At 72.3% G+C, this 11,737-nt stretch carries 11 protein-coding genes; 2 read left to right on the top strand and 9 right to left on the bottom strand.

What is annotated here, in order from left to right:
- Positions 1-44: 44 nt before the first annotated feature.
- Positions 45-500, bottom strand: coding sequence for an MGMT family protein (locus AC1MFI_RS10345; protein ID WP_479816675.1), 456 nt, complete (start codon positions 498-500; stop codon positions 45-47).
- 76 nt (positions 501-576) lie between these two features.
- Between AC1MFI_RS10345 and AC1MFI_RS10340 the strand changes: the two genes are divergently transcribed.
- Positions 577-1,368, top strand: a complete 792-nt coding sequence (locus AC1MFI_RS10340) for an exonuclease domain-containing protein (protein ID WP_479816674.1) — start codon at positions 577-579, stop codon at positions 1,366-1,368.
- A gap of 26 nt (positions 1,369-1,394) precedes the next feature.
- Here the strand turns inward: AC1MFI_RS10340 and hemL are convergent, their stop codons facing one another.
- The 8 genes from hemL to hemE form a co-directional block, all read right to left on the bottom strand.
- Complete coding sequence (hemL, locus tag AC1MFI_RS10335) at positions 1,395-2,720, bottom strand: glutamate-1-semialdehyde 2,1-aminomutase (protein ID WP_479816672.1); 1,326 nt, start codon at positions 2,718-2,720, stop codon at positions 1,395-1,397.
- 27 nt (positions 2,721-2,747) lie between these two features.
- A complete protein-coding gene (gene hemB, locus AC1MFI_RS10330; RefSeq protein ID WP_479816670.1) occupies positions 2,748-3,734 on the bottom strand; it encodes a porphobilinogen synthase in 987 nt (328 codons plus the stop codon).
- Between the two features lie 13 nt (positions 3,735-3,747).
- Positions 3,748-4,605, bottom strand: a complete 858-nt coding sequence (locus AC1MFI_RS10325; protein ID WP_479816669.1) for a uroporphyrinogen-III synthase — start codon at positions 4,603-4,605, stop codon at positions 3,748-3,750.
- Positions 4,606-4,609: 4 nt separating this feature from the next.
- Positions 4,610-5,557, bottom strand: a complete 948-nt coding sequence (gene hemC, locus AC1MFI_RS10320) for a hydroxymethylbilane synthase (RefSeq protein ID WP_479816667.1) — start codon at positions 5,555-5,557, stop codon at positions 4,610-4,612.
- On the bottom strand, positions 5,557-6,711 hold the full coding sequence (locus tag AC1MFI_RS10315; protein WP_479820845.1) for a ferrochelatase: 1,155 nt from the start codon (positions 6,709-6,711) through the stop codon (positions 5,557-5,559). The genes hemC and AC1MFI_RS10315 overlap by 1 nt, the downstream gene beginning before the upstream one ends.
- Before the next feature lie 47 nt (positions 6,712-6,758).
- A complete protein-coding gene (hemQ, locus tag AC1MFI_RS10310) occupies positions 6,759-7,475 on the bottom strand; it encodes a hydrogen peroxide-dependent heme synthase (RefSeq protein ID WP_479816665.1) in 717 nt (238 codons plus the stop codon).
- Between the two features lie 72 nt (positions 7,476-7,547).
- A complete protein-coding gene (hemG, locus tag AC1MFI_RS10305) occupies positions 7,548-9,083 on the bottom strand; it encodes a protoporphyrinogen oxidase (RefSeq protein WP_479816663.1) in 1,536 nt (511 codons plus the stop codon).
- Between the two features lie 2 nt (positions 9,084-9,085).
- Positions 9,086-10,147 (bottom strand): uroporphyrinogen decarboxylase, encoded by a 1,062-nt coding sequence (hemE, locus tag AC1MFI_RS10300; protein WP_479816662.1) that lies wholly within the window; start codon positions 10,145-10,147, stop codon positions 9,086-9,088.
- A gap of 184 nt (positions 10,148-10,331) precedes the next feature.
- Between hemE and AC1MFI_RS10295 the strand changes: the two genes are divergently transcribed.
- Complete coding sequence (locus AC1MFI_RS10295) at positions 10,332-11,732, top strand: glutamyl-tRNA reductase (RefSeq protein WP_479816661.1); 1,401 nt, start codon at positions 10,332-10,334, stop codon at positions 11,730-11,732.
- The last annotated feature ends 5 nt before the right edge of the window (positions 11,733-11,737 follow it).

The raw sequence follows: 11,737 nt of genomic DNA, 5'->3' as shown, positions 1-11,737 counted from the left end.
CACACGCCACGGACAATCAGCAGGACCGCAACGGGTGTCCCCCGCTACTGTCCGGCGCGCCGCAGGGACGCGCCGAGTCCGGCCACGACGGCCTGCTCGTGCTCCGAGGGCCACCAGCGGGCGCGCCGCAGGTCCACGCGGTAGTCCTCCGTACCGGCAGGCCCTGCCGGTACGGCCAGGGCCGTCCCCTCGTCGTCGTAGTGGGCGCGGGCGCGCACGGCCAGCCCGCGTGGCGGGTGGCCACCGGATCGCAGGACGCGCCACCACGGGACGTCGCGCGTACTGCGGGAGAGTGCCCTGCCGACCTGGCGGGGGCCTCCGCATTCCAGGAGCTCGGCGATATCGCCGTAGGTGAGGACCCGGCCCGCGGGAATCAGGTCGGTGACGGCCAGCACGGCGTTCACGTAGGCCTCCGGAGCGACGCGCGCGGGAGCCACACCGCCTGGGACGACGGCGTCCTGCCGCGTGTTCTCCGTGCCGTGGGCCGCTCCTGGGTGCATGGGCCCACCCTAGCCCGGGGGTGCCCGTCGGAGCGGCACCGCGATTTGGTCGGACCCCGCCGGTACGGTGGTGCCCATGACGAGCTGGCATGAAGGCCCGAGGGCCGCCTTCGACCTCGAGACGACGGGGCGGGACCCCCTCTCCGCGCGTATCGTCACCGCGACTGTCATCCTCCTGGACGGCGAGGGCGGGGTGCTCGAGCACCACGAGTGGCTGGCGGACCCAGGCGTCGAGATCCCTGACGGCGCCGCCGCCATCCACGGCATCACGACGGCGCACGCCCGTACCCATGGCCTCGCCGCCGCCGACGTGGTGCGGGGAATCTCGGCGGTCCTCGCCCGGCTCTTCGCGGCCGGCGTGCCCGTGCTCGCCTACAACGCCCGCTACGACTTCACCGTGCTCGCGCAGGAGGGGCGCCGCCACGGCGTTCCGACGCCCCGTCCCGCGCCCGTGATCGATCCGTTCATCATGGACAAGCAGGCGGACCGCTACCGGCGAGGGAAGCGCACGCTGACGGCATTGTGCGAGCACTACGGCATCCGGTTCGAGAACGCCCACACCTCGGCCGCCGATGTCCTCGCGACCCTGCACGTGGGCCTGCGCCTCGCCGAGCAGTACGCATTCCTCAGGAAGCCGGCCGCGGACCTGCACGCCTCGCTGGTCGTGTGGGCGGACCGGCAGGCGGCCGACTTCGAGGAATACCTCCGCCGGACGGAACCCGGCGCCGTGATCGAGCGCGCGTGGCCGGTCATCGAGCCGGCCACGGAGCGGGTCACGGAGGACGCCGTCGAGGACGGTTCGCCTGCGGGCCCCTCGGGGATCCTCGCGCCCTCCGGACCCCGGCAGGCGATGACCGCCGTCGCCTGATCGACGACGGCGGCCGCTGCGTCGGCCTAGTCGGTCGGGACCGCTGCAGCTGCTGCCTGCGCCGCGGCGGGGAGGGCTGCATGGATGCGGTCCATCGCGGCGTCGTCGTGTGCGGCCGAGAGGAACCAGGCCTCGTAGACGGACGGCGGGAGGTACACGCCCGCATCGAGCATGGAGTGGAAGAACGGCCCGTAGCGGAAGGCTTCCTGGCCCTGCGCGTCGGCGTAGTTCGACACCCCGTGCTCGGCGGTGCCGAAGGCCACGCTGAACAGGTTCCCCGCCCGCTGGATCGAGTGGTCCACGCCCGCCTTGGAGAGCTCGGAGGAGAGGGCGTCACCGACCTCGAGCGAGCGTTCATCGACGTGGCGGTAGACGTCGTCGGTCGCTGCGGTGAGGGTGGCGACTCCCGCGGCCATGGCGATCGGATTGCCCGAGAGCGTGCCCGCCTGGTACACGGGCCCGATGGGCGCGAGGTAGTTCATGACGTCCGCGCGTCCGCCGAGGGCCGCCGCAGGGATCCCGCCGCCGATCACCTTGCCGAACGTCAGGAGGTCCGGCGTCCAGGGGTGCTCGGCGTCGTCGGCTCCGCCCGTGAGCTTCCAGTACCCGCCCGGGTGCGTGCGGAAGCCGGTCATGACCTCGTCGACGATGAACAGCGCGCCGTGTTCGGCGGTGATGCGGCTCAGGAAGGCGTTGAAGCCGGGGGCGGGCGTCACCACGCCCATGTTCGCGGGCGCAGCCTCCGTGATGACGGCGGCGATGCGCTCGCCGTGGGTCCGGAACGCCTCCTCGACCGCTTCGACGTCGTTGTACGGGAGCACGAGCGTCTCCGCGGTCGTGGCCTCCGTGACGCCCGCCGACCCGGGCAACGCCAGGGTCGCCACACCGGACCCCGCGGACGCGAGGAGGCTGTCCACGTGCCCGTGGTAGCACCCGGCGAACTTGACGATCAGGTTGCGCGCCGTGAAGCCGCGGGCCAGGCGTACCGCCGTCATGGTCGCCTCGGTGCCGGTGGACACCATGCGCAGGAGTTCGACGGCCGGCACGCGCTCCTTCACGAGCTGCGCGAGGTCTGCCTCCGCAGGCGTCGAGGCGCCGAAGGTGAGCCCGTGGTCGACGGCACGGTGGACGGCGGCGATCACGTCGGGGTGGGAGTGACCGAGCAGGGCCGGTCCCCACGAGCAGACGAGGTCGACGTACTCCTTGCCGTCCGCGTCGGTCACGTAGGCGCCGTGCGCGTCGACCAGGAAGCGCGGGGTCCCTCCGACCGAGCCGAAGGCACGCACCGGCGAGTTGACGCCGCCGGGCATGAGGGCGCGGGCGCGTTCGTAGAGGTTCTCGGAAGTCGTCATGGCGGTCCCTTAGCTGGAGTTCGGGTTCTAGTGGTCGGTCTCGTGGAGCCAGAGCGCGAGCTCGGAGGCCCAGTAGGTGAGGATCATCTGCGCGCCGGCGCGCTTGATGCCGAGGACGGACTCCTCGATGGCGCGGCGCCGGTCGATCCAGCCGTTCGCCGCGGCCGCCTCGATCATCGCGTACTCCCCCGAGATCTGGTAGGCGGCGACGGGAACGGGCGACATGGCGGCGACGTCGGCGAGGACGTCGAGGTAGCTCATGGCGGGCTTGACCATCACCATGTCCGCGCCCTCCTCGATGTCGAGCTCGACCTCGAGGATCGCCTCGCGCCGGTTGGCCGCGTCCATCTGGTAGGTCCGGCGGTCGCCGGTGAGCTGGGAGTCGACCGCCTCGCGGAAGGGGCCGTAGAACGCCGAGGCGTACTTGGCCGCGTACGCGAGCACCACGGTGTCCTGGTGCCCGGCCTCGTCCAGCGCCTGGCGGATGACGGCGACCTGGCCGTCCATCATGCCCGACGGGCCGAGGACGTGCGCGCCGGCCCGAGCCTGCTCGACGGCCATCTGCGCGTAGAGGGCCAGCGTCGCATCGTTGTCCACCGAGCCGTCGCCGGCGAGGACGCCGCAGTGGCCGTGGTCGGTGAACTCGTCGAGGCAGACGTCGCTCATCACGACCAGCGCGTCGCCGACCTCGGCGCGGACATCGGCGATGGCACGGTTGAGGATGCCGTCGGGGTCGATCCCTGCGCTGCCGGTCGCATCGCGGTGCTCGGGGATGCCGAACAGCATGATGCCGCCGACGCCGCGACCGACCGCCTCGGCTGCCGCGCGCTTGAGCGAGTCCGTCGTGTGCTGCACGACGCCGGGCATCGACAGGATGGGCGAGGGCTCGCCGAGGCCCTCGCGGATGAAGGCCGGCAGGATCAGCTCGGAGGGGTGCACGCGGTACTCCGCCACCATGCGCCGCAGGGCGGGTGTCGAGCGCAGCCTCCGTGGCCGGTGCTGGGGGAAACTCATGGCTGATCTCCGTTCAGTGGTGCGGGTGCAGGATCGTCGGTCCGCCACTCGAGATGGCGTGCTCGACGGCCCGGGCGATGTCCTGCGGGGTCGGGTCGGCGGCTGTCGCTCCCGGTTCCCAGCCCTGCTGGCGCAGGGCCGCGGCCGTGGTGCGCCCGATGGCGACGGGGAAGAAAGCGAGGGGCCCGGCGCCCAGCCTTTCACGGAATTGCCGCACCGTGCTCGGTGCGGTGAAGACGACGGCGGGCTGGACACCGCCGGACGCGAACGCCGCGACCTCGCCGGTGGACAGCAGCGGTGGGAGCTCCCCGCGTTCCTCGATGCCGGGGATCCGGCGCGCCGGATCCGCCGGGTAGGGCACGGTGCGATAGGCCTCGACCCGGCGGACCGACCAGCCCCGTGCCGCGAGTCCGGTCGAGAGGCCGTCGGGGGCGAGGTCGGCCTGGGGCAGGAGGACCGCGCCGCTCCCACGCGGGAAGACGCCGAGCAGGCCGATCGAGGACGCCTCCGGCGGCACCAGGTCCACGTCGACGCCGGCGTGGGCCAGCAGGCGCGCGGTGGCTGATCCGACGGCGGCGACCCTCGCGCCGCCGTCATGCACCAGCGCGGCGAGCGTCGCCCCGCGGAGCCGCGCGAGCATCGACAGTGCCTGGACGGTGTTCCCGCTTGTCACCACGACCCATCGGTACGAGCCGCGGCCCAGGGCCTCGAGCTCGTCGGCGACGGCACCGGTATCGGCCGGCAGTTCGGCATCCGTGAGCGGGAGTGCGAAGGGAGACAGCCCGACGGCACGGAGGGCCTCGGCGATGTGGACGGCCCGAGCCGGGTGCCGCAGGATGATCACCGGACGCACCGTGCGATCGTGTCCCACGTGGCTAGCTGTTCAGCGGAGCGATGTCCGCGGCGCCGGCTGCCAGCAGGTCCTCGGCGAGGTCGAGTCCCAGCCGTGCGGCGGCGACGGCGTCCGCTGCGGGAGCCGAGCGTGTCAGCCGGAGGATCGACCGCCCGTCGAGGCTGCAGACCACTGCCTCGAGGGCGAGCTCGTCGCCCCGCAGGTGTGCGAGCGCACCGATCGGGGCCGCGCATCCTGCCTCGAGCTGCAGCAGGACCGCGCGCTCGGCCGTGACGGCGAGCCGCGTGGGCAGGTGGTCGTAGGCGGCCAGGGCCTCGCGCACCCGTGGAGCGGCCTCGTTCTCGCGGCACTCGACGGCGAGGGCACCCTGTCCGGGGGCGGGCAGCATCACGTCGGTGTCGATCAGCTCCGTGATGGCGTCGTCGCGCCCCAGGCGCCGGAGTCCCGCCGCCGCGAGGACGACGGCGTCGAGGTCTCCGGGAGCACCGATGACGAGTCCGGCGACCCGGCCGAGCCGCGTGTCGACGTTCCCGCGGATGTCGACGACCTCCAGCCCCGGTCGCGCGGACCGGAGCTGTGCGGCACGCCGTGGGGATCCCGTGCCCACCCGGGCGCCGTCGGGCAGCGTGGCCAGGGTCAGGCCGTCCCGCGCACACAGCGCGTCCCGGACGTCCTCGCGCTCGGGTACCGATGCCACGGTGAGACCGGGCGCCGGCAGCGTGGGTAGGTCCTTCAGCGAATGCACGGCGATGTCGCACCGCTCCTCGAGCAGGGCGTCGCGGAGCGCGGCGACGAAGACCCCCGTGCCGCCGATCTGCGACAGCGACCCGCGGGAGACGTCCCCCTCGGTCCGGACGCGCACGAGTTCGTACGGCAGCGCCGCGAGGTCCGACACGCGCTCGGCGACCGTCGTCGTCTGCGTCATCGCGAGGGCGCTGCCCCGCGTGCCGACCCGGATGCCTGCTTTCATCACGTGCCGGGGTTGGGCAGCGGGGTCCCGACGGTGGAGTCGACGGCCGCGATGGTCGGCTTCTCCCCGCGGCGGTTCGCGCAGCAGTTCGGCCGGCAGACGTCGTACCAGGGACCGAGCGCCGTCGCCGACGGACGGTCGGCGATGTTGTTCTCGATGGTGCGCTCGAGGATGAGGTCGATCAGGCCCTCCACGAACTTCCGGTGCGTCCCCGGGGTCGGTACGCGGTCGGCCACCATACCGAGCTCGCCGCAGGTCTCCATCGCTTCGGTATCGAGGTCCCACGCGACCTCCATGTGGTCCGAGACGAACCCCAGCGGCACGATGACGACGCCGCGGGTCCCGGCCTCGTAGCGGTCGCGGAGCGCGTCGCTGATGTCGGGTTCGAGCCAGGGGATGTGCGGCGCGCCGGAACGGGACTGGTAGACCAGCGACCACTCGACGCCTGCGGCCTCGGGGATCCGGTCCAGGACCGCCTGCGCGGTCGCGAGGTGCTGCGCCACGTAGGCCCCCTCCTCGTACGCGGGGCCGCCCTCGCCGTTGCGCGGGCCTGCGGCCTCGGCATCACCCATGGGGATCGAGTGCGTGGAGAACATGACGTGGACGGGAGCGTCCGGGTTCCCCTGCTCGGCGAGCCCGGCGCGGACCCTGGCGAGGCCTTCCGTCACTCCTTCGACGAAGGGCTCCACGAATCCCGGGTGGTCGAAGTACTGCCGCACCTTGTCCACCTCGAGCCGGCCCTCGAGTCCGGTCTTCACGAGCGCCATGCCGAGGTCCTCGCGGTACTGCCGGCAGCTCGAGTAGCACGAGTAGGCGCTCGTGGTGACGGCGAGCACCTTCCGGTGCCCGGCGTCGTACGCCTCCTGGAGGGTGTCCGCGATGAAGGGCTCCCAGTTGCGGTTGCCCCAGTAGACGGGGAGATCGATACCGCGACGGCGCAGCTCGGCCTCCATGGCGGCGCGGAGCGCGCGGTTCTGGCTGTTGATGGGGCTGACCCCGCCGAACGCGCGGTAGTGGTGCGAGACCTCTTCGAGCCGCTCGTCGGGGATGCCGCGTCCGCGGGTCACGTTCCGCAGGAAGGGGATGACGTCGTCCTGTCCCTCGGGCCCGCCGAAGGAGGCGAGCACGACGGCGTCGTACGCCTTCGGGGCCATCCGGCCGTTCTCGTCGACTCCTTCGAGGGGGTTGAATGCCTGTGTCGTCACTGGAGCACCTCTGCAATCTCGTCGTGGTTGATCCGCCGGCCGGTGTAGAACGGCACTTCCTCGCGGACGTGGCGGCGCGCCTCGGTCTCCCGGAGGTACCGCATGAGGTCCACGAGGTCCACGAGGTCGGGAGCCTCGAGTGCCAGGATCCATTCGTAGTCGTTGAGGGCGAAGGATGACACGGTGTTCGAGATCACCTGGGGGTACTTCCGGCCCTTCATGCCATGGTCCGTGAGCATCTCGCGGCGCTCCTCCGTCGGCAGGATGTACCACTCGTAGGATCGGACGAACGGGTACACGCAGACCCACTCCGCGGGGGCCACCCCGCGGGAGAACGCAGGGCTGTGGGACTTCGAGAACTCCGCGTCGCGGTGGACGCCCATGGCCGACCACACCATGGTGGTCTCGGCGAACGTCTCGGTGCGGCGCAGCCTGCGCACGGCCGCCTGCAGGTCTTCCGCTCGGGGACCGTGGAGCCAGACCATGACGTCGGCGTCCGCCCGCATGGCCGAGACGTCGTAGAAACCGCGCAGCACCACGCCGTCGGGTTCGAAGGAGGCGATGACTTCCTCGAGCGTGTGGGCCCCGGAGTCCGTCGTCGCGGTTCCCCGCTTGAAGACGGTCCAGAGTGTGTAGAACAGCTCACCGGGGGCGTCGGCGCCCTCTCCGGTGTGCTGGGGAGCGTGGGCGTTGCTACCGGTTGGCTCAGTCATGGTACTAGTCTGCCCCTTGCCCGGAGACGAACCGAAATCCTTTTCTTCTACGGAAGGTAGAAGAGATCAAGGTCACATCCGGGCGGCAGGACTGCCCGCAGCGGAGGACTCGGCGAGCGCGTCGGCGAGCTGGCCGGCACGCGCCCTGGCGTCGTCGATGACCGCCACGAGGCCCGTCCCGGCAAGCCATCCGCCGGTGACGGCGAGGGACGCCGAGCGGTCCGCGACGAGCGAGCGGATGCGCGCCACCCGCTCCCGGTGCCCCACGGAGGCGTGCGGCAGGGCGCCCGCCCAGCGCACCACGTCCCAGTCGAGCACATCGGCCTCGTCGATGGACACGCCGAGGAGGGCCGAGGCGTCCGCGAGCGCGTGGCGGTAGAGGGCGTCGTCCGGCGTGCCGAGCCCGACGTCGGCAGGGGTGTCACCGACACGCCCGAAGGACAGCCGGAGGACATGCGAGCCGGGACCGGCCTGATCCCGCAGCCAAGCCCACTTCGCGGTCGCATGGGTCAGTGCCTTCGCGGCGACGCCCTCGACGCCGCGGGCGACCAGGACCCCGGTGCCACGGGGGCGGGCATCGAGTTCGGGGACATCGACGATCAGGGTGACCAGGGCGACGCCGGGCACCGCATCGGGCCGCTCGGTGGCCAGGCCGGGGATCACCGGCGCCAGGAGGTCGACGGCGGCGCGGCCTTCCGTCGCGACCACCACGCCGTCGGCCTGGATGCGCCGCGTCAGCATCGAGTGCTCCGTCGTGACCGTCCAGCCGGAGGCGGAACGAGCGACGCGGGTCACCTGCTCCCCCGTCCGGAGGTCGGCGCCGTCCGCCTCGAGCTGCCGGACCAGGGCATCGCGGAGCTGGGCGATACCACCGGCGAGACCGGCCACGGCGGACCCCGCGGGCGCCGCCGCGCGGAGCGCTCCCGCTGCCGCCCCGAGGGAGCCCAGGCGGCCCATCATCGCGCGGAGGCCCGGCGCCACGGAATCGACGTCGAGGTCGTCGGGATCGGCGGAGAAGACGCCTCCCGCCACGGGCGCCACGAGCCGCGTGAGCACCTCCTCGCCCATCCGTGCACGGACGAGCTCGCCGAGGCTGACCTTCGGGCGCGTTGCGAGGGGTCCGACCGGCAGGACCCTGTCGAGGGCCGCGCGGAGGGCGCCGCTGCGGCCGATCACGGCGCTGATCGCGGGGTCGGACGGATCCGCGGGTATGCCGAGGATCCCGGAGCTGGGCAGGGGCTGCGCGGAGGCGCGGAGGTCCTTACCCGGGAGCTGCACCCAGGCTCCCGTGGCATCGGGGGGAACGATCCGGTCCCCGAGCCCCAGTTCGTCGGCGAGGGCCGGGACGGTGGCGGAGCGCGTCGAGAAGGACTCGGCACCGCTGTCGAGCCGGAAGCCGCCGAGGACACGCCCGTCCACGGTGCCGCCGAACCGGTCGGACCGCTCGAGGACGGTGACGCGGAATCCGCGCCCGAGCAGTGTCCGCGCTGCGACGAGTCCCGCCATCCCGCCGCCGACGACCACGACGGTCCGCCGTGGGACCGGCCCCGCCTGGACGGTCTCCACCGGCGTCTCCGGTGTCGTATCCCTGCCTGCCCCCCTCGCCATCGCTACGGCTCCACGGAGTGGATGAGGTCGACGACGCGCGTCAGGACATCCGGGTCCGTCTCCGGCGGGACGCCGTGCCCGAGGTTCACCACGTGGCCCGGCGCGGATGCGCCGGCGGCGATGACGTCGCGGACGTGCTGTTCCAGCACGGGCCATGGCGCAGGGAGCAGTGCCGGATCGATGTTGCCCTGCAGCGGCACGGTCCCGCCGAGTCGACGGTTCGCCTCGTCGAGGGGAAGGCGGTAGTCGACGCCGATGACGTCCACGCCCACCTCGTGCATGGCGACGAGCAGTTCGGAGGTGCCGGTGCCGAAGTGGATCAGCGGTGCACCGAGTCCGCGCACGTGGTCGAGCGCACGGCGTGAGGCAGGCGCTACGTGGCGGCGGTAGTCCGCGAGGCCGAGGGACCCCGCCCAGGAGTCGAACAGCTGGGCCGCGCTGGCGCCCGCTTCGAGTTGTGCGCGGAGGAACATCCCCGAGGCGTCCGCCGCCCAGTCGGTCAGGGCGCGCCAGGTCTCGGGGTCGGCATGCATCATGGTGCGCGGACCGAGGTGGTCGCGCGACGGACGGCCCTCGACCATGTAGGCGGCCAGCGTGAACGGCGCACCGGCGAATCCGATCAGCGGTGTGGAGCCGAGCTGGGCGACGGTGAGCGCGACAGCTGCGCGGATGGGCTCGAGCGCCTCGTCCGTCAGGGTGGGCAGTGCGGCGACGTCGGCCGCGGAGCGTATCGGGGCCCCGAGGACCGGGCCCACGCCGGGGACGATGTCGACGTCCACTCCGGCGAGCTTGAGCGGGATCACGATGTCCGAGAAGAAGATGGCGGCATCGACGTCGTGCCGGCGCACGGGCTGGAGCGTGATCTCGGACGCCATCTCCGGGTCCAGGCAGGACTCGAGCATGTCGGTGCCCTCGCGCAGGGCGCGATACTCGGGCAGGGACCGTCCCGCCTGCCGCATGAACCACACGGGCCGCCGGTGCGGGGTCCGGCCCCGGTAGGCGGAGATGAGAGCCGAGCCGGACGTGCGTCCGTCGACCAGCGGGTGCGATGCTCCAAGGTCCATACCGCCGATTCTGCCGAAGATCGCGGCGGATGGTTAACCGGGGTGGCACGGCCGATGCCCCACGTGGCCAACATCACCCCCGGGCCCGGGGGGGCAGAATCCCGCATGGATCCGCGGAAAGCAAGCTCCGGTAAGGATTGCCTATTCAGTGGGAAAGGCCCGTTCTCGGTATGATCGGAGGGCTGTGGTACTTCTTTCACTTGTCGCGACACACTCGAACGTGGACCTGGAAACCGTTGCCCGACTCAGCGTCGGCGCCCCCCAGGTCCCTTCCGCTGTGCTCTCCGATGACAAGGCGCTCTCGGGCGCCGTCGTCCTCGCGACGTGCAACCGCTTCGAGATCTATGCCGAGGCACCCTCCGAGGACGATGTGGAGGCCGCCCGTTCCGCGATCGTGTCGACCATCAGCGAGTACTCCGGCATCCCCGAGCAGTCCGTGTCCTCCTCCTTCGAGACGCACACCGGCCAGGACGTCGCCGAGCACCTCTTCGCCGTCGGCGCCGGACTCGACTCGGCCGTGATCGGCGAACGCGAGATCGCCGGGCAGGTGCGCCGCGCGCTGATCGAGGCGCAGGGCTCCGGAGCCGCCAGCGGCGGACTCGTGCGCCTCTTCCAGGCCGCCTCGAGGACCGCGAAGGACGTGGGTGCGCAGACGGCCCTCGGCAGCCGCGGCCGGTCCATCGTGTCCGTGGCCCTGGAACTCGCCGGCGACCTGTCCGAGGATGCCGACTGGTCGCGCAAGACGGTGGTCCTGTTCGGCACCGGAGCCTACGCGGGTGCCACGATGGCCGCCCTCAAGGACAAGGGCTGCACCGACATCTCCGTCTTCTCCTCCTCCGGACGGGCCGAGGCCTTCGTCGCCACGCGCGGCGGGAAGGCCGTGGCCGCCGCCGACCTGCCCGGCGCCATGCGCCGGGCCGATGTCGTCATCGGCTGCAGCGGCAGCGACGCCCGCATCGACGCGGCCGATGTCGAACGCGTCCGCGACGGCAGCAACCGCCCGCTCGTGATCATCGACCTCGCGCTGAGCCATGACTTCGATCCGGCCGTGGGAACGCTCGACGGCGTCGAGCTCATCACCCTCGAATCCGTCCGTGCCGCGGCCCCTGAGGAGCAGGCCGATGCACTCGCCCAGGCCGGCGACCTGGTGCGTGCAGCGGCCCGCACCTTCGAGGAGCAGCAGACCACGCGGGCCATGAACGCGGCCATCGTGGCCCTCCGGCAGCACACGCAGGCGGTCCTCGACTCCGAGATGGAGCGCGTGAGGGCCCAGCACGGCTGCACGGCGGCCGCTGAGGAGGTCGAGTTCGCCCTGCGGCGCATGGTCCGCCAGCTCCTGCACGTACCGACCGTCCGCGCCCGCGAACTCGCGGCCGAGGGACGGCAGGACGAGTACACGGCAGCACTCGAAGCCCTCTACGGGATCGACGTCGCGCCCGCCGTCGAGAAGGTGCCGAGCACCGAGCGCCACCCGCGTGCCGCAGAGGCGTCGGACGCCGTCGCGCGCCCCACCCTGCCGCAGCACGCGCACGCCGAGGGCGCCGTGTGCCCCGTCGATCACGAGCGGCCCGCGCAGAGCGCCTAGCCGTC

This window comes from Arthrobacter sp. BC5 (assembly GCF_056680255.1).
Note: the sequence above shows the minus strand (reverse complement) of the source record. Positions and strands in the feature narration are given on the sequence as shown.

What these genes read in the sequence shown, in the direction of transcription:
- AC1MFI_RS10340 (WP_479816674.1), top strand. Translation starts at nt 577, where the DNA reads ATGACGAGCTGGCATGAAGGCCCGAGGGCCGCCTTCGACCTCGAGACG.
- hemB (WP_479816670.1), bottom strand. Translation starts at nt 3,734, where the DNA reads ATGAGTTTCCCCCAGCACCGGCCACGGAGGCTGCGCTCGACACCCGCC.
- hemQ (WP_479816665.1), bottom strand. Translation starts at nt 7,475, where the DNA reads ATGACTGAGCCAACCGGTAGCAACGCCCACGCTCCCCAGCACACCGGA.
- hemG (WP_479816663.1), bottom strand. Translation starts at nt 9,083, where the DNA reads ATGGCGAGGGGGGCAGGCAGGGATACGACACCGGAGACGCCGGTGGAG.
- hemE (WP_479816662.1), bottom strand. Translation starts at nt 10,147, where the DNA reads ATGGACCTTGGAGCATCGCACCCGCTGGTCGACGGACGCACGTCCGGC.
- AC1MFI_RS10345 (WP_479816675.1), bottom strand. Translation starts at nt 500, where the DNA reads ATGCACCCAGGAGCGGCCCACGGCACGGAGAACACGCGGCAGGACGCC.
- hemC (WP_479816667.1), bottom strand. Translation starts at nt 5,557, where the DNA reads ATGAAAGCAGGCATCCGGGTCGGCACGCGGGGCAGCGCCCTCGCGATG.
- hemL (WP_479816672.1), bottom strand. Translation starts at nt 2,720, where the DNA reads ATGACGACTTCCGAGAACCTCTACGAACGCGCCCGCGCCCTCATGCCC.
- AC1MFI_RS10315 (WP_479820845.1), bottom strand. Translation starts at nt 6,711, where the DNA reads ATGGCCCCGAAGGCGTACGACGCCGTCGTGCTCGCCTCCTTCGGCGGG.